Source organism: Seohaeicola sp. 4SK31 (assembly GCF_028802875.1).
Classification (GTDB): Bacteria; Pseudomonadota; Alphaproteobacteria; order Rhodobacterales; family Rhodobacteraceae; genus Seohaeicola.
The window spans coordinates 194081-212351 of the sequence record NZ_JARAMP010000002.1 but is presented as its reverse complement, the minus strand read 5'-3'; the positions used below and the strand labels follow the sequence as shown (position 1 = coordinate 212351).

The window sequence follows — 18271 nt, the reverse complement described above, 5'->3', positions numbered from 1 at the left end:
TGGGTGTGCGCTGTCCTAGAATGGCAGGCGGGTCAGGATGTCGCCGACAAAGGGCAGACCATTGATCGTGGCGATGACCTGTTGGCCCAGTCCCAAAGTGGTCAGACCCGTGAAAAGCCCGGTCAGTGCAAGCGCGGTCAGCGCCAGCCGAAGATCCTCACCCCGGATGAGGTTATACACCATCAGTGCGATCCCTACTGGAAGCGACAGCAGGCTGACAGCAAGTGACACGGCCCATGTTGCAAGGCGCGACGTTGTGCTGGGCTCTTCGGGGCGAAGTGTGGTGGTCGGTTCCTCGGTCACATGGGCTGCCTCGTCCTCGCGACGAAAGACCGCGCGCAGATAGGGCAGGCTGGTGCTGTCCTCGGTCGGTGCGGATGTCGTGGCGGCCACAGGATCAAGACGTGTCTGGCTGTCCAGCCGTTCGCAGGTGTCGTCGATGTCCGGGAAAAGCCGGGACACGCGGTTGGCCTGTGTTTGCGAAAAGGGCAGGACCGGGATGGGCCGTCTGCGGCGTGCCACTTCCGCTGTCGTGCCACGGTCCGCGGCGGACACGCGCCGGGGCGTGACTTTCTCCAGCACCGACAGGAAGGACGAGGTTTGCAGCATCATGTCGGGTTGCAGCCACTGCACGAAATCGGGGTCAAGCACCTGCGCCAGTTCCAGCGTCGCAAGGGCAAGGGCGGAATGCGCCGTGACGGTTGACCGCTCGGCCTCGCGCAGGCTGGGCAGGTCGGAGGGCAGCTTGATGATCGTGACCGTCAGGGTCAACGTTGCATCGGCCACACTCAGATCAGATGTCGTCTGCGGTTGGCGACCATGGCTCAGCGCAAGGTCCATCACCTGCATCCCGTCCGACTGGCCGTTCTGTCCGGGGTTCTGCAACTCGGTCATATGGAGTTCGAACTCGCCAAGGTGCATCTTGAGATGACCTTCGGACATGACCTCTGCCGTTCCCACGTCGAAACCGCGCGCGCTCAGCACACGTTCAAGCCGGGTGGCCAGAAAGGGAAGATCAAGAGGTCTCGAACCGAGAAAAACCAATCCAGAAGTGCACCGAGTGTTGTCCAGACGCATGGCAGCCTCCGCGTGGCGATATTCAGACGGTCACTTATGGTTAAGGAAATGGGGCATATTTTGTTCCAAATCCGCCAAGCCTGGGGCATGGCGTTAAAAAGTCGGATTTTGACCGCTTTGACCGCCACAGTTCTGCCCAGAACGACAAAGGGCGCCCCGAAAGGCGCCCTTTTCATGACTTTGGCTGGTTTCGCCGCGACTCGGTCGTCGGCGGGCTTAGCAGCTGTAGTAGTTCTTGAACTCGACCGGATGGGGGGTCATGTCGTACTCTTCGACTTCTTCCATCTTCAGGCCGATATAGGCCATGATCTGGTCTTTGGTGAACACGTCACCGGCCAGCAGATAGTCCATGTCCTTCTGCAGCTCCTCCAGCGCCTCGCGGAGCGATCCGCAGACGGTGGGGATGCCGGCCAGCTCTTCCGCGGGCAGGTCATAGAGGTTCTTGTCCATGGCTTCGCCCGGATCGATCTTGTTCTTGATCCCGTCAAGGCCAGCCATCAGCAGAGCCGAGAAAGCCAGATAGGGGTTCGCCGCCGGATCGGGGAAACGGGCTTCGACGCGCTTTGCCTTGGGGCTTTCCGTCCACGGGATACGCACGCAACCCGAGCGGTTGCGGGCCGAATAGGCGCGCAGAACGGGGGCTTCATAACCGGGCACCAGACGCTTGTAGCTGTTGGTGGTCGGGTTGGTGAAGGCGTTCAGCGACTTGGCATGCTTCAGGATTCCGCCGATGAAATACAGCGCCTCCTGGCTGAGGTCAGCATATTTGTCGCCTGCGAACAGCGGCTTGCCGTCCTTCCAGATCGACATGTTCACGTGCATCCCCGAACCGTTGTCGCCTTTGATCGGCTTCGGCATGAAGGTGGCCGAACGGCCATAGGCCAGCGCGACGTTATGGATGACATACTTGTATTTCTGGATGTTGTCGGCCTGCTCGGTCAGCCCACCGAAGATCAGACCAAGCTCGTGCTGCGAGGTCGCCACTTCGTGGTGATGCTTGTCGACCTTCATGCCCATACGCTTCATGGTGGACAGCATTTCCGAGCGGATGTCCTGACCGTCATCGGCCGGGTTGACCGGGAAATAGCCGCCCTTGTAGCCCGGACGGTGGCCGGTGTTCCCCATTTCGAACTCGGTGTCGGTGTTCCATGCGGCATGATCCGCATCGACCGAGAAGGACACTTTGTTCGGCGAAACCGAATAGCGCACGTCGTCAAAAAGGAAGAACTCAGCCTCAGGCCCGAAATAGGCGGTGTCGCCGATCCCGCTGGCTTTCAGATAGGCTTCTGCCTTCTCGGCGGTGCCGCGCGGGTCGCGGTCATAGGATTCGCCCGTGTCGGGTTCCACAACCGAGCAATGGATGCAGATGGTCTTTTCCGCATAGAAGGGGTCGATATAGACGCTGTCTGTATCGGGCATCAGTTTCATGTCCGAGGCTTCGATCGATTTCCAGCCGGCAATCGACGATCCGTCGAACATGAAGCCTTCTTCCAGAAAATCCTCGTCGACCAGATCGGCCACAACGGTCACGTGCTGCAGTCTGCCGCGCGGGTCGGTGAAGCGGATATCGACGTATTCGACATCCTCGTCCTTGATCAGTTTGAGAACTGCGTCCTTGCTCATTCCCTAATCCCTTTCAGTTTGTGGTGTAGATTACAGCGCGTCCGAACCGGATTCACCGGTGCGGATGCGAATGGCTTGTTCGACCGGGCTGACAAAGATCTTGCCATCACCGATCTTGTCGGTTTTCGCAGCGTCGATGATGGCCTCGATGGCGGCATCGACCAGATCGTCATCCAGCACAACCTCGATCTTGACCTTGGGCAGGAAGTCCACGACGTATTCGGCGCCGCGATACAGTTCCGTATGTCCCTTCTGGCGGCCGAAGCCCTTGACCTCGATCACGGAAAGACCCTGGACACCCGCGTCCTGAAGGGCTTCCTTGACCTCATCGAGCTTGAACGGCTTGATGATCGCTTCGATCTTTTTCATCCCGGGTCTCCTCGCCTATGTTCCTATGGCGTCAGACCATTTCTGCCGGGGCGGGACAATCGGGGGCTTGGTGCATTGTCGGGTAGCTGGATGCAATTTCCGAATGGTGATTAAAAAATAAGCAAAGTGCTGTTGTTTTGGGCGGAAAATAAACGGATTTGGGTGAAAAATGACCGAAATCGTCACAGCGGCGCAGATGCGCGCGCTTGAAAATGCGGCAATGGAGTCGGGCCGGGTCACCGGATCCGCGCTGATGGCGCGCGCGGGCGAGGGCGTGATCTCCGCCGCTCTGGAGGCCTGGCCAGAGCTTGCACATGCTCCGGGCCGGGCGCTGATCCTCTGCGGTCCGGGCAACAATGGCGGCGACGGATATGTCATCGCCCGGGGTCTTGCCCGGCGCGGCTGGAATGTGCGGGTCTGTGCGACCGGCCAACCAAAGGCAGGGGATGCCGCGTCCGCAGCAGCGGACTGGATCGCGGCGGGTGGCAAGATACTGGCGATGGATGATCTGGCCGACGCTTTCACCGCGTTGACCGATGGTGCCGGAGCGGCGCCGGTTCTGATCGTCGACGCCTTGCTCGGGATCGGGCAGTCGCGCAACAGCGCCGAGATGCTTGCGCCATACTGGCAGGCCGTCGATGTGGCCAAGGCGGCGGACCGCTCCCTGCGCCGCGTCAGTGTCGACCTGCCCACGGGATATGACTGCGACACGGGCCATCGGTTAAACCCGCGCCCGTTTGATGCGGATCTCGTGGTGACTTTCCATGCCCGCAAACCCGTGCATAAGGTGCTGGAAGAGCAACGGGTGCGCATCGTCGTCGTGCCCATCGGCCTGTAGGATGACCCATCCGCCCCTTTTTTCATGAGGCGTCCATGTCCCGAGCGTCCCGGATCTTCACCCTGACACCCGAGTTGCGGGACATGCTGCGCAAGGATGCGGCGGCGCACAAATATCATCACGGTCACGCGTTGATCCTGTCGGGCGGTGCAGGTCGCAGCGGTGCGGCACGGTTGGCGGCACGCGGGGCGCTGCGGGTCGGGGCAGGGCTGGTCACGCTGGCCGTGCCATCGGATGCGATGGCCGAAGTGGCCAGTCAGGTCACGGCCATCATGCTGCGCGAGGCCGGCACGCTTGCAGCGCTTGAGGCGCTTCTGGAAGATCCGCGGCTGAACGCGCTTTGTGTTGGGCCAGGGTGCGGGCATGGCGCGCTTGAGGCGGCGAAACTGGACGCGGTTCTGCAAGCGGCGCGACAAACCGTGCTCGATGCCGATGCGCTGACCCTTCTGGCAGGCGACAGGGCCCTGATGGCGAGGCTGCATCCTGCCTGTGTGATGACCCCGCATGCAGGCGAGTTCGCACGGGTCTTTCCCGACTTGGCCGTCAATCTGAACGATGGCGGCAACGCGCGGATCGAGGCCGTGCGCGCGGCCGCCCAGCGGGCGGGCTGCGTCGTGCTGTTGAAGGGTCCCGAAACCTTGGTGGCCAGTCCGGACGGCGCGGTGACCACGCATCCGGCCGCTCCGGATGGGTCGCTGGCCTGGTTGGCGACAGCCGGGTCGGGGGATGTGCTGGCTGGTGTCATCGTCGGGCTGATGGCGCGGGCGATATCCCCCCGGATGGCCGCGAATATCGGCGTCTGGCTTCATGGGCAGGCGGCCCGTCGCTTTGGCCCCGGTCTGATCGCCGAAGATCTGCCCGAGACATTGCCTGCCGTGTTTCGGGAGCTTGGGCTTTAGATACCGCGTACTTGGCACATCAAGCCGCGAGGCAATGGTCCTGTGACGGCAGGCAGAGCGTTTCCAGCCCATCGGCATATACAAGTTGCGGGGCATCGAAAACCATCCGCACGACTGTCATTTCGATCCCGCGCAAAAGGGTGCAGCCGTCCAGAGGGGTCAAGTCCCCGGACCTGATCAAGACAGAAGGCTGGCCGAACAGGACATGGGCCGCAGCACCTCGCAACAGCACGGTCTGATCGGCGGCCAGAACCGTGTCCGTTGCGGGACGTGTGTCCCCGAACGCCCCAGCCCTCGCCTGAAGGAAATCGCCCTGATACTGCCGAAACACCAGCCCCGTCAAAGCCACCAGCCCCGTATTGCGCGTGATGATCCTGTCACCCGGCCCCAGCAGTTCCACGGGAACGATACCATCAGCCGTCAGAATGCGGGTGCCTGCCACAATCCCGGGATACCCGGCGGTGTGATCCCGCTCTTGTCCACAGCGCTGCGCCGCGGGATGCTTGGAAGATGTGCTCACGCCTGTCCTGACCGTCGCAGCGTCTGTTTTCCAGCACAACATACGGAATGTGCGCAAGAAAGTCGCCCATTTATTTGCCGCCGGACGCCCGTAGAAAGTCAGGGGGGCGGCGCGCGGTCGCCATGTCCCGGAAAAGCCCGTCAGGAGCGTGTGAACGGCCCGATTTTTCCTCTCGCATCCCTCATCAGGGTTTGCTAGACAGCGCCGGAACCGCGGGCCGCCTCCATTCTCCGGATGGGGTTGCCTGCGTTTGGTTTTCGCGGGTGTGGCGAAATTGGTAGACGCACCAGATTTAGGTTCTGGCGCCGCAAGGCGTGGGGGTTCAAGTCCCTCCACCCGCACCAGAGATATGGAAAAGGACGAAAAGAATGCAGGTCACCGAGACCCTGAAAGACGGCCTCAAGCGTGAGTACGAGATCATCGTCACAGCCGCCGAGCTGGAAGCGAAGGTCAACGAGAAACTGGCCGAGGCTCAGCCCGAAGTGGAAATGAAGGGCTTTCGCAAGGGCAAGGTGCCGATGGCGCTGCTGAAAAAGCAGTTCGGTCCGCGCATTCTGGGCGAAGCGATGCAGGAAAGCGTCGATGGCGCCATGAGCCAGCACTTTGAGGACAGCGGCGATCGTCCGGCCCTTCAGCCGCAGGTCACGATGGTCGATGGTGAAAACTGGAAAGAGGGTCAGGACGTCAAGGTCAAGCTGGCCTATGAAGCCCTGCCCGAGATCCCCGAACTGGACGTGACCAGCGTCAAGCTGGAGCGTCTGGTGGCCAAGGCCGATGACGCCGCCGTCGATGAGGCGCTCGCCTCGCTGGCCGAAACGGTTCAGGATTTCGCTGACCGCAAGAAGGGCTCCAAAGCCAAGGACGGCGACCAGATCGTGTTCGACTTCGTTGGCAAGGTCGATGGTGAGGCGTTCGAGGGCGGTTCCGCCGAAGATTACCCGCTGGTGCTGGGCTCCGGCTCGTTCATCCCCGGTTTCGAAGAACAGCTTGTCGGCGTGAAGGCCGGCGAAGAAAAGGCCGTGACGGTCACCTTCCCCGCAGAATACGGCGCGGCCCATCTGGCCGGCAAGGAAGCCGTGTTCGATTGCACCGTCAAAGCGGTCAAGGAACCCAAGGCGGCAGCGATTGACGACGAGCTGGCCAAGAAATTCGGGGCCGAAGATCTGGCCGCTCTGAAAGGTCAGATCGCCGAGCGTCTTGAGGCCGAATATGCCGGTGCGGCCCGCGCGGTGATCAAGCGCGGTCTGCTGGACGCGCTGGACGGTCTGGTCAAGTTCGACCTGCCGCCGAGCCTTGTCGAGGCCGAGGCGAGCCAGATCGCGCATCAGCTGTGGCACGAGGAAAACCCCGATGTGCACGATCACAACCACGACAAGATTGAGCCCACGGACGAACACAAGAAACTGGCCGAGCGCCGCGTGCGTCTGGGCTTGCTGCTGGCTGAAACCGGCCGCAAGGCCGAGATCGAAGTGACCGATGCCGAAATGACTCAGGCGGTCATGGCGCAGGCGCGTCAATATCCGGGGCAGGAGCGTCAGTTCTTCGAATTCATCCAGCAGAACGCCCAGATGCAGCAGCAACTGCGCGCGCCGATCTTTGAAGACAAAGTCGTCGATCATATTCTGGCGCAGGCCAATGTGACCGAGAAAGAGATCAGCAAGGACGAGTTGCAAAAGGCCGTCGAGGCGCTGGACGAGGAGTGATCCTGTTCCGCCGTAAAGGGGTCGCAAGACTCCGCAGAGGTCAGATCTGATCAGAGGGGCCACCTTTCGGGGTGGCCCTTTTTCATTGCGTGCGTCAGGGCGCGCAAAAAACGGGTGACCGCAGAACAAGGTGAACGCACAGCAGGCGGTCCGCAAAACACAGCGCCGGACATGAAAAAACCGCGCAGGGTGGGCCTGCGCGGTTCTAAGGCAAGGTGTCTTTCGACAGACTGGGCTTAGCGGCCCATATCCTCGCCGTCTTCGTTCGCCGCGCCGATTTCGTCGAACAGTTCCGAGATCTCGAATTCAGCTTCGGCTTCCGCCTCGGCTGCGAGTTCACGGATCGACTTGCCTGCGGCTTGCAGTTCGGCCTCTTCAGGCGAACGCGCGACGTTGAGGTGAATGGTCACCTCGACCTCGGGGTGCAGGGTGACGGACACGTCATGCAGGCCCAGTTCCTTGATCGGACGTGTCAGCACGATCTGCTTGCGGTCGACGGTGAAGCCGCCGGTCGCAGCTGCATCGGCCGCATCGCGGGGCGTGACCGAGCCGTAGAGCGCGCCGCCATCCGAGGCGGAGCGAATCACGACGAAGGTCTGCCCGCCCAGGCGTTCGCCCAGGGCTTCGGCTTCTTTGCGGGTCTCAAGGTTCTGCGCTTCGAGTTGCACCTTGCGGGCCTCGAAGTCAGCAATGTTGCGCTCGGACGCGGACAGCGCCTTGCCCTGCGGCAGCAGGTAGTTGCGTGCAAAGCCGGGCTTGACGTTGACGACGTCGCCCATCTGGCCCAGCTTGGCCACGCGCTCAAGAAGGATAACTTGCATCTGCTTTTCTCCTTACTTCACGGCATAGGGCAGCAGGGCCAGGAACCGGGCGCGCTTGATGGCGCGCGACAGCTCGCGCTGCTTCTTGGCCGAAACGGCGGTGATGCGGGACGGCACGATCTTGCCACGCTCAGAGATATAGCGCTGCAGCAGACGGGTGTCCTTGTAGTCGATGGCAGGAGCATTGTCGCCCGAGAAGGGGCAGACCTTGCGGCGGCGGAAAAACGGTTTGGTAGCCATGGTTAGCGTCCTTTATCCTGGCGTCAGATCAACGGCGTTCGCGGCGTTCGCCGCCACGGTCACCGCGGTCGGGGCGGTCGCCACGATCGGGACGGTCGCCGCGGTCCGGACGGTCACCACGGTCGGGCCGGTCGCCACGGTCGCGGTCGTCACGCTTCTGCATCTGCACCGAGGGGCCTGCGACATGTTCATCGACCTTGATGGTCAGAACGCGCATGACATCATCATGCAGGCGCATCAGACGCTCCATCTCCTGCACGGCGGCAGCCGGTGCATCGGTGCGCAGCAGGGCATAGTGACCCTTGCGGTTCTTGTTGATCTTGTAGGCCATCGTCTTGACGCCCCAGTACTCGTGATCAACGACGGTGCCGCCGTTGTCAGCCAGGACTGTGCCGAAATGTTCGATAAGACCCTCGGCCTGCGTGTTCGACAGGTCCTGACGGGAAATGAAGACATGCTCGTAAAGCGGCATGTGCACTCCTTGCTTTTCAGGCGCATTTCATAGGAGGGTCAATCCTTCCGCGACCCATCCACGAGAGACTGCGCGGTTCAACAAAACTGCGGAAGGAGTGGGGCCTATACGACGGTTTCCGCGTCGTGGCAAGCAGGCAAGCCGTTTATCGGCATTGAAGGCCTGCATACAGTGGGACGGGGAAAGAACCGTGTCCCCGGTCGCGCAAATGGGGCGCAATGCGCCGGAAACAGTCCAGAATTGTCCGGGATTGCGCCACACGCACGCCGTTTTCGCGCGCCAGCCTGTCCTCATCATGAGGAGGATCTCGGATGGTTGCGTTTTCAGATGTTTCATCTCCGGTGTCAAACGCCGCGCCGCGCGCCGGCTGGGGGAAAAGACACCGCAGGTCTGGACTGCAAGCGCTTGCAGGTGTGGCCCGGTTCACGGGCGTTGTCCTGATGCTGGCATCGGTCGGTATCTGGATCCTGTCCGGGCCGCTTTGGGACGCCGAAATGATGCTGCTTCGGTTGGCCGTATCGGCCCTGTTCATGTGCATCGGTCTGATGTTGCTGCATGCCGGACGCGGTCATCTGCGGGACGAGGTGCATCTGGACATCCGCGCGCAGGAACTGCGTCACATCCAGCGTGGCCGTGACGGCATCGCGCGGGTCCAGCGCCGCTTCGCCCTCGCCGAACTGGGCGAGATCACAGTCTCTGACGATCAGTTGATCCTGAAGTCCCGCACAGGCGAGGTCGTGATGGAACTGTCGGGTCTTGCGCGCGAGCAACTTCATCTGATCGATCGGAAATTACGTAATTTCTAAGCGGTTTTGCCGCTTTTCTGTCCGCAGCTTGGCCTGTTTCGAGGTGCGGACGAACAGTCCATTGTTCATCTTCTCACATGATCTGTGGTTTCCTGTGGAGTTGCCGCATCGCAGAAAGCGCGCAACTTGGGCCTATCTGAAACATGGTCCAACAGGAGAGACCCATCATGAAAAACACCTTTGCCGCTTTCGGCCTTGCCGTCGCCCTTTCCGCCGCCCCCGCATTTGCCGCGCCCGAAAAATACGTTCTGGACGCCAGCCACAGCCAGATCCTCTTCTCTTACAACCATCTGGGCTACTCCACGACCTGGGGCATGTTCTCGGGTTTCGAGGGTGAGATCATGTTCGATCAGGAAGACCCGGCCAATTCCAGCGTGACCGTGTCGATGCCCGTCATGTCGATGATGACCGGCTGGGAAGGCCGCTTCGAACATTTCATGTCGGGTGACTTCTTCGGTGCCACTGAGGACGAGATGGTGACCTTCACCTCGACCGGGATCGAAGTGACCGGTGACGACACCGCGCTGATCACCGGCGACCTGACCCTGAACGGCGTGACCAAATCGGTCGTGCTGGATGCCAAACTGAATCAGGCCGGTGATCACCCGATGGAGAACAAGCCCTGGGCCGGTTTCAATGCCACGACAACCCTGCTGCGCAGCGACTATAATGTCGGCGCTTTCGCCCCCTTCGTCAGCGATGAAGTGACCGTTCAGATCTCGATCGAGGCCATGAAGGCCGAGTAAGCCTGACATATCGTAAAAAATACCAAGGCCGCCGGAGTGATCCGGCGGCCTTGTTCATTCGCGGCGGACGCGGTGGGGTCAGTCGCCGGTTGGCAACCGTTGCGCTTTCAGTTGCACCGTCACCGTCACACCGAAGCCCAGCGTTCCCTCCTCGGTCACGCTTGCGCCGATACCGAAGTCGCGACGGTCAAGCGACAATTCCCCGATCATCGACGCCGTGTCACCGCTGCTCACCAGATCAAAGGGCAGCCGCACCGGCACCGCATTGCCCTTGAGGGTCAAAAGGCCGTCCGCGACGAAGCTGCCGCCCGCCCGCAGGATTCTGGCCTCGAACACCGCGCGCGGATGCGAGGCTTCGTCGAAGAAATCCGCCCCCATGGCCTGACCCGTGACCGTGCCGAGGCTGAGCGAGGAAATGGCAACCTCGACCCGGACGGCGCCATTCACGTCCTGCGTGGGATCATCCGCGAAGGTGATCTGTGCCGTCCAGTCGGCAAAGCTGCCCTCGACCTTTGCGCCCATCTGACGGATCGCAAGCGCCAGCGTGCCTTCCTGCACCTGCCAGTCGCCCGGGAAGGCGGTTTGCGCGGCAACCGGCGCGGGGCTGTCCGGCAGGGCGATCAGGGCAGGGGCCGCGCCTGCGCCAAGGATTCCCAGCCAGATCACACCAGCCGCCACCAGCGGCACCGCATGACCGGGCTGCGCGGGGCTTGGGTTCTGCCGCACCGTGGCGCGTGGCAGCATACGGCGCAGCGTGTCGTCGCGGTCGATCCAGTGATGCTTCAACGCTCCGGCCACATGCAGAAGGATCGACAGGATCAGCACGCGGGAGGCCAGGAAATGCACAGTCTCGGCGGCCTGTGCCACGGTGGCGCTTTGCGGCACGAAGGGAAGGGTTTGCCCCAGCGGCCACCAGATCGGGGCGAATCCGGTTGTCGCCGCGTGATGCACCCAACCCGACAGTGGGGTCACCAGCATTGCACCGTAAAGCAGCCAATGGATCGTGCCCGCCAAGGTCGCTTCGGCCCGCCGTCCGCCATGCAAAAGACCGGGGCGGGGTTGTGTCATCGCCCAGACGATACGGCCAAGCGCGGTCAGGAAAGCCGCAATCCCGATGGTCTTGTGCAACGAGAACAGCAGCGTCGTCCGCGCGACAAGATCGGTCTCGCCCGCTTCGATCCGGTGGGCCAGATCGGTGGCAATCAGGCCCAGCGGAATGGCGGACAGGATCAGAAAAGCGGTCAGCCAATGGAACATCTTGGTGACGCTGCCATAGCGTGCGGTGCTGTTGCTGCGGGACATGAGGGCGGTCCTTCTGGAAGACATGTTTCGTGCCTATCTAGAACCGCAAGCCAGAGCGGCCAATCTGCCCCGCCGCACATGGGACGTGCAAGGATGCGCGCTCGGGCGTTGCGAAGACGCGCCGGGCGCGGTATTCCGGCAAAACCTTATGAAAAGCGCGCGGGACAAAGATCTTTGGCGCGGCAGGACGGAGACAACAGGATGAGCAGGGCTTTCGTATTTCCCGGTCAGGGCGCGCAAACCATCGGCATGGGCCGCGATCTGGCACAGGCCTATCCTGCGGCCCGTGCCGTCTTCGACGAGGTGGACGACGCCTTGGGCGAGAAACTGTCCACCCTGATCTGGGAGGGCGAGCAGGACGCGCTGACCTTGACCCAGAACGCCCAACCCGCCTTGATGGCGACCTCGATCGCGGCGATGCGCGCGCTCGAGTCCGAGGGTGTGAAGGTTACCGATGCCGCCTTCGTCGCCGGTCACTCTTTGGGCGAATATTCCGCGCTGGCCGCGGCCGGAGCCCTGAGCGTCGCCGATGCCGCGCGCTTGCTGCGCACCCGTGGCCGCGCCATGCAGGAGGCCGTGCCCGTGGGCGTCGGCGCCATGGCCGCCCTGCTGGGCCTCGACTTCGCCGCCGCCCGCGCCGTCGCCGAAGAGGCCGCACAGGGGCAGGTCTGTCAGGCTGCCAATGACAATGACCCTGCGCAGGTGGTGGTCTCAGGCCACAAGGCAGCGGTCGAACGTGCCGTCGAGATTGCACGCGCCAAGGGCGCCAAGCGCGCCGTGATCCTGCCTGTCAGCGCGCCTTTCCATTGCGCCTTGATGCAGCCTGCCGCCGAAGTGATGCGCGCTGCCCTCGCCGATGTGACGGTCAACACACCCGCCGTGCCGCTTGTCGCCAATGTGCGGGCCGAAGCGGTCAGCGATCCTGACCTTATCCGCGCCCTTCTGGTCGAACAGGTCACAGGCTCGGTCCGCTGGCGCGAAAGCGTGCTGTGGATGGCCGAGGCCGGTGTGACCGAAGCTTGGGAAGTGGGCGCGGGCAAGGCACTGTCGGGCATGATCCGCCGGATCGTGCGCGAGATGGAATGCCGGGCCATCGGCACTCCGGAAGATGTGGCCGCAGCCATTGCTGCCCCAAACTGAGGAATAGACATGTTTGATCTGACAGGAAAATGCGCGCTGATCACCGGCGCATCAGGCGGGATCGGCGGGGCCATCGCCCATGCGCTGCACGGGGCAGGGGCCACGGTCGCTCTGTCCGGCACCCGCTTGGAACCCCTCGAGGCGCTGGCCGCCGAACTGGGCAGCCGCGCCCATGTGCTACCCTGCAACCTCTCGGATGCCGAAGCCGTCGAGGCGCTGCCGAAACAGGCCGTCGAGGTGATGGGCGCCGTCGATATCTTGGTCAACAACGCAGGCATCACCCGCGATCAGCTTTTCATGCGGATGTCCGATGATGAATGGCAAAGCGTGCTGGACGTGAACCTCACCTCAACCATGCGGCTGTGCCGTGGCGTCATGCGCCCGATGATGAAGGCCCGCTGGGGCCGGATCATCAATATCTCCTCCATCGTGGGGGCCACGGGCAATCCGGGGCAGGCGAACTATGCCGCCTCCAAGGCCGGGATGGTGGGCATGACGAAATCCATCGCCTATGAGGTCGCCAGCCGTGGAATCACCGCCAATGCCGTGGCACCGGGCTTCATCGCCACCGCCATGACCGACAAGCTGACCGACGAACAGAAAGCCGCCATCAACGTCAAGATCCCGGCCGCCCGCATGGGCACGCCACAGGAAATCGCGGCCGCCGTCCTCTATCTCGCCAGCCCCGAGGCGGGGTATGTCACGGGCACCACGCTGCATGTGAACGGCGGCATGGCCATGCTGTGACAGGCAAGGGCGGGCTGCCGTTGCACCGCGCGGCCTTGCCTTGGTGAAAGCGTTTGCCAATGGCGCACCATGTGCTATAGGCCACGCAGATTTGCCGGGGGGGCCGAAGGTGGCACCCTTGGACGTCCTGCTTGCGGGATGACGAGCCGCCCGATACACAGGGCATCACGAAGTGCCGAGCCTGCGGGCAAGGGCAGAAAATGGGCAGACAGCCCGAACGGTATGAGGACTTGGACATGAGCGATATCGCAGACCGCGTGAAGAAGATCGTGGTGGAACATCTGGGTGTGGACGAGGACAAGGTGGTCGAGAACGCTTCGTTCATCGATGACCTGGGTGCGGACAGCCTGGACACGGTCGAACTGGTGATGGCGTTCGAAGAGGAATTCGGGATCGAGATCCCCGATGATGCAGCAGAAACGATCCAGTCCTTCGGCGACGCAGTGAAGTTCATCACTGAAGCCTCCTGAGGCGCGCATCATTTCCGATGTCGGAGAAACCCCCGTCCATCGGACGGGGGTTTTTTCATGACTCGCGGATTTTGGGGTTTGACCGGCGGTCGGTGGTATCCGATCCTGCGGGCTGCGATCCGCGCAGGCCGGTGTCGGAAAGTGCCCGCTCTTGCCCATGAGGGGGCAGGCGCGCTATGAGCACGACAGAACATGAACGAAGGGGTACGTCATGCGTCGAGTGGTTGTAACGGGACTGGGGTTGGTCACGCCTTTGGCGTGCGGAGTAGAGGAGACCTGGTCGCGTCTGCTGGCCGGAGAGTCCGGCGCGGGTCCGATCACCCGCTTTGATGCCAGCAATGTGCTGACGACCTATGCTTGCGAAGTCCCCTTCGGCGACGGCACGGACGGCACCTTCAATCCCGATGACTGGATGGAACCGAAAGAGCGGCGCAAGGTCGATGATTTCATCCTCTATGGCATGGCCGCCGCGACGCAGGCGGTCGAGGATTCGGGCTGGAAGCCGGAAGCCGAGGAAGACCGCCTCCGCACCGGCGTCATGCTGGGCTCCGGTATCGGCGGCTTGCAGTCGATCGAACAGACCACTCTGCTGATCAAGGAAAAAGGCGCACGCCGCGTCTCGCCCTTCTTCATTCCGGGTGCGCTGATCAACCTGATCTCGGGGCAGGTCAGCATCCGCTATGGTTTCAAGGGGCCGAACCATGCGGTCGTGACCGCCTGTTCCACAGGCGCCCATGCCATCGGCGATGCCGCGCGCCTGATCCAGTGGGGCGATGCCGAAGTGATGATCGCGGGCGGGGCCGAGGCGGCGATCTGCGAGATCGGGATTGCCGGCTTCAACGCCTGCAAGGCGCTCAGCACCAAACGCGGCGACAATCCCAAGGCTGCCAGCCGCCCCTATGACGCCGACCGCGACGGATTCGTCATGGGCGAGGGCGCGGGCGTTGTTGTGCTGGAAGAATACGAGCACGCCAAGGCGCGCGGTGCCAAGATCTATGCCGAGGTTCTGGGATACGGTCTCTCGGGCGACGCCTATCACATCACCGCCCCGGCCGAAGATGGCGATGGCGGGTTCCGCTCGATGCAGGCGGCGCTGGATCGTGCCGGCCTCAAGGCGACGGATATCGACTACATCAACGCCCATGGCACCAGCACCATGGCCGATGTCATCGAACTGGCCGCGGTCGAACGTTTGCTGGGCGATCACGCAAGCAGCGTGACCATGTCCTCGACCAAATCCGCAACCGGGCATCTGCTGGGGGCTGCGGGCGCCATCGAGGCGATCTTCTCGATCCTCGCGATCCGCGATCAGGTGGCCCCGCCCACGATCAATCTGGATAGCCCGGCGGTGGAAACCGCCATAGATCTGGCCCCGAATGCCAAACGCGCGCGCAAAATCGACGTGGCGCTGTCCAACTCCTTTGGGTTTGGCGGCACCAATGCCAGCGTGATCTTCGGGAAGGTGGGCTGATGTGGCGTCACATCGCCTCGAATGCGGTCACCTTTCTGATCGTGGCAGTCTTTCTGGCTGCGGGTGTCATCCTCTGGGGGCAGCGCGAATATACGTCTGAGGGACCGCTGGATCAGGCCGTCTGCTTGCAGGTCGAGCGCGGCTCCTCAATGGCGCGCGTCAGCCGCTCGCTGGAAGAGCAGGGCGCAATCACGAATGCACGCGTCTTCCGGTTGGGTGCCGATTACTCCGACAAGGCCGATTTGTTGAAGGCCGGAAGCTTCCTGATCCCGCCGAAAACCCCCATGACCGATATCGTGGACATCATCACGCGCGGCGGGCCCAGCACCTGCGGCACCGAAGTGGTCTACCGCATCGGCGTCAACAGCTCCTCCGTCGTGGTGCGGGAACTTGATCCGGCCACCTCGCGTTATGTAGAGCAGGTCAGCTTCGATCCCGCCAACGAGGTCGCACCCGGCGACTATACGCAGGTCCGGGAACGGGCGGACACGCGCTACCGTGTGGCGTTGGCCGAGGGTGTCACCAGCTGGCAGGTGGTCGATGCGCTCTCGCGCCTTGATGTTCTGGCAGGCGAGGTGGCCGAGGTCCCCGCCGAAGGCACGCTGGCACCCGACAGCTACGAGGTCACACCGGGCGAGGAGCGTGCAGCCCTTCTGTCCCGGATGGCGGCTGCACAGGATGCCATTCTCGCCGAAGCATGGGCCAACCGGGTCGAAGGTTTGCCGCTTGAATCCCCGGAAGAGGCCCTGATCCTGGCTTCGATCATCGAGAAGGAAACCGGCGTTCCCGAAGAGCGGCGTCAGGTCGCCTCCGTTTTCGTAAACCGGCTGAATCGCGGGATGCGGCTGCAGACCGACCCCACGGTGATCTATGGCATCACCAAGGGCGAGGGTGTGCTGGGACGCGGCCTGCGCCAAAGCGAGTTGCGCGGCAACACACCCTGGAACACCTATGTGATCGAAGGTCTGCCCCCGACGCCCATCGCCAACCCCGGGCGGGCCAGCATCGAAGCCGCGCTTGATCCCGATGACACGCCTTTCGTGTTCTTCGTGGCCGATGGCACAGGCGGGCATGCCTTTGCCGAAACACTGGAAGAGCATAACCGCAACGTGGCTGCCTGGCGCCGGATCGAGGCCGAGCGCGAGGCCCAGGGCACCGAGGAGGAACAGTCCGACTGACCCGCGCGCGTTAGGAATTTGTTAATGAAAACGCGCGGTTGTCAGATTGTGACTGTCCTGAAAACTTGACATTGCGCACGGTCTAGCGTATAGGTTGTGCAAGCTGGAAGACGTGAACCAACGGCGCCGGGGTTTCCCCGGACGCCGTTTTTTCATGTCTTGCGGACGGGGCAATCAAGGATGAGGCAGAGCGAGACCAATGTCAGACATACCCCCGCGCGCGGGTCCGGATGAGGCACCGCCCGACCGGGATGCCGCGCTGCAAGTCACGATCCGCATCGTCGATCTTCAACTGAGGATCATGAAATCGGAACTCATCGAAATTCAGGAAAGGGTGGCCGAGGGCGATCAGAGCGCGATCCGAGAGGGCGCGCGCCTGTTGTCCGACATCCGTTACTGGCTCAAGCAAGCCCATGACGTGGAGACAGAAATTGAAACATATCGCAAGGCAACTGCAGGTATCGCCCATGAATATGCCATCGACTTTGACGCAGCCCGATCTCAGGTCCGGTGCCGACTGGATCGCCTGCGAGACTGCCGAGGTCCAAAAATCGTTCCTTGACGACCTGACCGAAGGGGAATTGCTGGCCTTGCCCTTCATGTTCGACTTCTGGGCGATGCCGCACCAACTGCCCCCCGAAGGCACCTGGCGGTCCTGGGTGATCATGGGCGGGCGCGGGGCGGGTAAGACGCGCGCAGGCGCCGAATGGGTGCGCGCGCAGGTCGAAGGTTCGCGCCCCAACGACTCCGGCCGGTGCCGCCGCATCGCGCTGGTGGGCGAAACACTGGATCAGGTGCGCGAGGTGATGGTCTTTGGAGACAGCGGCATTCTGGCCTGCTCACCCCCGGATCGCCGCCCGGAATGGCATGCAACCCGACGGATGCTGATCTGGCCCAACGGCGCGACGGCACAGGCGTTCTCGGCACATGACCCCGAATCCCTGCGCGGCCCCCAGTTCGACGGCGCATGGGTCGATGAACTGGCCAAGTGGAAGAAAGGCCACGACACCTGGGACATGCTGCAATTCGCCCTGCGTTTGGGGGATGATCCCCGCGTCTGCGTGACGACGACACCGCGCAATGTCGGAGTGCTCAAGGATCTGCTCAAGATGTCCAGCACCGTCGTCACCCATGCCCCGACCGAGGCCAATGCCGCCAATCTGGCCACCTCCTTTCTCGAAGAGGTCCGAATCCGCTATGCCGGGTCGCGGCTCTCACGGCAGGAACTGGACGGAATCCTTGTCGAGGATGCCGAGGGCGCGCTCTGGACCGGTGCCCTGCTGGAGGGCGCGCGGGTCAGCACGCTGCCGGAGATGGACCGGATCGTCGTGGCAATCGACCCCGCGACAACTTCAAGCGAAGGGTCGGACGCCTGCGGGATCATGGTCGTGGGGGCCGTCACCCGCGGGCCGGTGCAGGATTGGCAGGCCTTTGTCCTCGAGGATGCCAGCACCACAGGGCTGGGGCCCTTTCAATGGGCCGGTCACGCCCTTGCCGCAATGCGGCGCTGGGATGCGGACAGGCTGGTGGTCGAGGTCAACCAGGGCGGCGACATGATCGAAGCCCTTGTCCGGCAGATCGACCCGCTGGTGCCATTTCGCAAACTGCATGCCTCGCGCAGCAAAGGGGCGCGGGCTGAACCTGTGGCCGCGCTCTATGAGCAGGGCCGGGTCTTCCATCACGGGGATCTGGGGGATCTGGAAGATCAGATGTGTGCCATGACGGCGCAGGGCTATGCGGGCAAGGGTAGTCCCGACCGGCTGGACGCGTTGGTCTGGGCTTTGCACGAGCTGATCATTGCCCCCTCGGCGAAATGGCAGCAGCCAAGGGTGCGCGCGCTCTGATCCGG

At 62.7% G+C, this 18271-nt stretch carries 20 protein-coding genes and 1 tRNA gene; 12 read left to right on the top strand and 9 right to left on the bottom strand.

The genetic code is table 11. The annotated features are described in order from the left end of the window. Positions 1-15 precede the first annotated feature (15 nt). From PVW27_RS02680 to PVW27_RS02670, 3 genes are all read right to left on the bottom strand, one after another. On the bottom strand, positions 16-1077 hold the full coding sequence (locus PVW27_RS02680; RefSeq protein ID WP_274554987.1) for a hypothetical protein: 1062 nt from the start codon (positions 1075-1077) through the stop codon (positions 16-18). A 216-nt stretch (positions 1078-1293) separates the two neighbouring features. Further along, complete coding sequence (gene glnA / locus PVW27_RS02675; RefSeq protein ID WP_274554986.1) at positions 1294-2700, bottom strand: type I glutamate--ammonia ligase; 1407 nt, start codon at positions 2698-2700, stop codon at positions 1294-1296. Positions 2701-2730: 30 nt separating this feature from the next. Next, positions 2731-3069, bottom strand: coding sequence for a P-II family nitrogen regulator (locus PVW27_RS02670; RefSeq protein ID WP_068292860.1), 339 nt, complete (start codon positions 3067-3069; stop codon positions 2731-2733). Positions 3070-3238: 169 nt separating this feature from the next. Between PVW27_RS02670 and PVW27_RS02665 the strand changes: the two genes are divergently transcribed. Then, positions 3239-3907, top strand: coding sequence for an NAD(P)H-hydrate epimerase (locus PVW27_RS02665; RefSeq protein WP_274554985.1), 669 nt, complete (start codon positions 3239-3241; stop codon positions 3905-3907). 35 nt (positions 3908-3942) lie between these two features. Then, positions 3943-4806 (top strand): NAD(P)H-hydrate dehydratase, encoded by an 864-nt coding sequence (locus PVW27_RS02660; RefSeq protein WP_274554984.1) that lies wholly within the window; start codon positions 3943-3945, stop codon positions 4804-4806. A gap of 19 nt (positions 4807-4825) precedes the next feature. Here PVW27_RS02660 and PVW27_RS02655 read toward each other — a convergent pair whose 3' ends face one another. Then, positions 4826-5326, bottom strand: a complete 501-nt coding sequence (locus tag PVW27_RS02655; protein WP_274554983.1) for a Hint domain-containing protein — start codon at positions 5324-5326, stop codon at positions 4826-4828. A 259-nt stretch (positions 5327-5585) separates the two neighbouring features. On the opposite strand from PVW27_RS02655, the gene PVW27_RS02650 reads away from it, so the two are divergent. Continuing rightward, positions 5586-5670 (top strand) — tRNA-Leu (locus tag PVW27_RS02650). Positions 5671-5694: 24 nt separating this feature from the next. Next, positions 5695-7029: a trigger factor gene (gene tig / locus PVW27_RS02645; protein ID WP_274554982.1), complete on the top strand. Its 1335-nt coding sequence runs from the start codon at positions 5695-5697 to the stop codon at positions 7027-7029. A 236-nt stretch (positions 7030-7265) separates the two neighbouring features. Here tig and rplI read toward each other — a convergent pair whose 3' ends face one another. The 3 genes from rplI to rpsF are packed head-to-tail and all read right to left on the bottom strand — an operon-like array spanning position 7266 to position 8562. Next, on the bottom strand, positions 7266-7850 hold the full coding sequence (gene rplI / locus PVW27_RS02640; protein WP_274554981.1) for a 50S ribosomal protein L9: 585 nt from the start codon (positions 7848-7850) through the stop codon (positions 7266-7268). A gap of 12 nt (positions 7851-7862) precedes the next feature. Beyond that, entirely contained in the window at positions 7863-8090 is a 228-nt protein-coding gene (gene rpsR / locus PVW27_RS02635; protein WP_068292848.1) for a 30S ribosomal protein S18, read from the bottom strand. A 28-nt stretch (positions 8091-8118) separates the two neighbouring features. Continuing rightward, a complete protein-coding gene (gene rpsF, locus PVW27_RS02630; protein ID WP_274554980.1) occupies positions 8119-8562 on the bottom strand; it encodes a 30S ribosomal protein S6 in 444 nt (147 codons plus the stop codon). 440 nt (positions 8563-9002) lie between these two features. Between rpsF and PVW27_RS02625 the strand changes: the two genes are divergently transcribed. Both PVW27_RS02625 and PVW27_RS02620 read left to right on the top strand, forming a co-directional pair. Then, positions 9003-9368, top strand: a complete 366-nt coding sequence (locus tag PVW27_RS02625) for a hypothetical protein (protein ID WP_274554979.1) — start codon at positions 9003-9005, stop codon at positions 9366-9368. Positions 9369-9535: 167 nt separating this feature from the next. Next, positions 9536-10114, top strand: coding sequence for a YceI family protein (locus PVW27_RS02620; protein WP_274554978.1), 579 nt, complete (start codon positions 9536-9538; stop codon positions 10112-10114). Positions 10115-10192: 78 nt separating this feature from the next. Here the strand turns inward: PVW27_RS02620 and PVW27_RS02615 are convergent, their stop codons facing one another. Then, positions 10193-11416, bottom strand: a complete 1224-nt coding sequence (locus PVW27_RS02615) for a cytochrome b/b6 domain-containing protein (protein WP_274554977.1) — start codon at positions 11414-11416, stop codon at positions 10193-10195. A gap of 201 nt (positions 11417-11617) precedes the next feature. Here PVW27_RS02615 and fabD point away from each other — a divergent pair, with 201 nt between their 5' ends. The 5 genes from fabD to mltG all read left to right on the top strand — a co-directional run bounded on the left by fabD (position 11618) and on the right by mltG (position 16422). Continuing rightward, a complete protein-coding gene (fabD, locus tag PVW27_RS02610; RefSeq protein ID WP_274554976.1) occupies positions 11618-12556 on the top strand; it encodes an ACP S-malonyltransferase in 939 nt (312 codons plus the stop codon). Between the two features lie 9 nt (positions 12557-12565). Then, a complete protein-coding gene (fabG, locus tag PVW27_RS02605; RefSeq protein WP_274554975.1) occupies positions 12566-13303 on the top strand; it encodes a 3-oxoacyl-[acyl-carrier-protein] reductase in 738 nt (245 codons plus the stop codon). Positions 13304-13539: 236 nt separating this feature from the next. After that, positions 13540-13773: an acyl carrier protein gene (locus tag PVW27_RS02600; protein WP_068293114.1), complete on the top strand. Its 234-nt coding sequence runs from the start codon at positions 13540-13542 to the stop codon at positions 13771-13773. Positions 13774-13984: 211 nt separating this feature from the next. Beyond that, positions 13985-15244: a beta-ketoacyl-ACP synthase II gene (fabF, locus tag PVW27_RS02595; protein ID WP_274554974.1), complete on the top strand. Its 1260-nt coding sequence runs from the start codon at positions 13985-13987 to the stop codon at positions 15242-15244. Continuing rightward, on the top strand, positions 15244-16422 hold the full coding sequence (gene mltG, locus PVW27_RS02590) for an endolytic transglycosylase MltG (RefSeq protein ID WP_274554973.1): 1179 nt from the start codon (positions 15244-15246) through the stop codon (positions 16420-16422). Before fabF ends, mltG begins: the two co-directional genes overlap by 1 nt. Before the next feature lie 202 nt (positions 16423-16624). On the opposite strand, the gene PVW27_RS02585 is transcribed toward mltG, so the two are convergent. Continuing rightward, positions 16625-16891: a hypothetical protein gene (locus tag PVW27_RS02585; protein ID WP_274554972.1), complete on the bottom strand. Its 267-nt coding sequence runs from the start codon at positions 16889-16891 to the stop codon at positions 16625-16627. Between the two features lie 4 nt (positions 16892-16895). On the opposite strand from PVW27_RS02585, the gene PVW27_RS02580 reads away from it, so the two are divergent. Continuing rightward, on the top strand, positions 16896-18266 hold the full coding sequence (locus PVW27_RS02580; RefSeq protein WP_274555086.1) for a DNA-packaging protein: 1371 nt from the start codon (positions 16896-16898) through the stop codon (positions 18264-18266). Positions 18267-18271 lie beyond the last annotated feature (5 nt).

Coding starts and splice junctions, on each gene's coding strand:
- PVW27_RS02680 (WP_274554987.1), bottom strand. CDS start 1,077: ATGCGTCTGGACAACACTCGGTGCACTTCTGGATTGGTTTTTCTCGGT.
- PVW27_RS02620 (WP_274554978.1), top strand. CDS start 9,536: ATGAAAAACACCTTTGCCGCTTTCGGCCTTGCCGTCGCCCTTTCCGCC.
- glnA (WP_274554986.1), bottom strand. CDS start 2,700: ATGAGCAAGGACGCAGTTCTCAAACTGATCAAGGACGAGGATGTCGAA.
- fabD (WP_274554976.1), top strand. CDS start 11,618: ATGAGCAGGGCTTTCGTATTTCCCGGTCAGGGCGCGCAAACCATCGGC.
- PVW27_RS02665 (WP_274554985.1), top strand. CDS start 3,239: ATGACCGAAATCGTCACAGCGGCGCAGATGCGCGCGCTTGAAAATGCG.
- PVW27_RS02615 (WP_274554977.1), bottom strand. CDS start 11,416: ATGTCCCGCAGCAACAGCACCGCACGCTATGGCAGCGTCACCAAGATG.
- rpsF (WP_274554980.1), bottom strand. CDS start 8,562: ATGCCGCTTTACGAGCATGTCTTCATTTCCCGTCAGGACCTGTCGAAC.
- PVW27_RS02670 (WP_068292860.1), bottom strand. CDS start 3,069: ATGAAAAAGATCGAAGCGATCATCAAGCCGTTCAAGCTCGATGAGGTC.
- fabG (WP_274554975.1), top strand. CDS start 12,566: ATGTTTGATCTGACAGGAAAATGCGCGCTGATCACCGGCGCATCAGGC.
- PVW27_RS02600 (WP_068293114.1), top strand. CDS start 13,540: ATGAGCGATATCGCAGACCGCGTGAAGAAGATCGTGGTGGAACATCTG.
- PVW27_RS02585 (WP_274554972.1), bottom strand. CDS start 16,891: ATGGGCGATACCTGCAGTTGCCTTGCGATATGTTTCAATTTCTGTCTC.
- PVW27_RS02660 (WP_274554984.1), top strand. CDS start 3,943: ATGTCCCGAGCGTCCCGGATCTTCACCCTGACACCCGAGTTGCGGGAC.
- mltG (WP_274554973.1), top strand. CDS start 15,244: ATGTGGCGTCACATCGCCTCGAATGCGGTCACCTTTCTGATCGTGGCA.
- PVW27_RS02625 (WP_274554979.1), top strand. CDS start 9,003: ATGCTGGCATCGGTCGGTATCTGGATCCTGTCCGGGCCGCTTTGGGAC.
- fabF (WP_274554974.1), top strand. CDS start 13,985: ATGCGTCGAGTGGTTGTAACGGGACTGGGGTTGGTCACGCCTTTGGCG.
- PVW27_RS02580 (WP_274555086.1), top strand. CDS start 16,896: ATGCCATCGACTTTGACGCAGCCCGATCTCAGGTCCGGTGCCGACTGG.
- tig (WP_274554982.1), top strand. CDS start 5,695: ATGCAGGTCACCGAGACCCTGAAAGACGGCCTCAAGCGTGAGTACGAG.
- rplI (WP_274554981.1), bottom strand. CDS start 7,850: ATGCAAGTTATCCTTCTTGAGCGCGTGGCCAAGCTGGGCCAGATGGGC.
- rpsR (WP_068292848.1), bottom strand. CDS start 8,090: ATGGCTACCAAACCGTTTTTCCGCCGCCGCAAGGTCTGCCCCTTCTCG.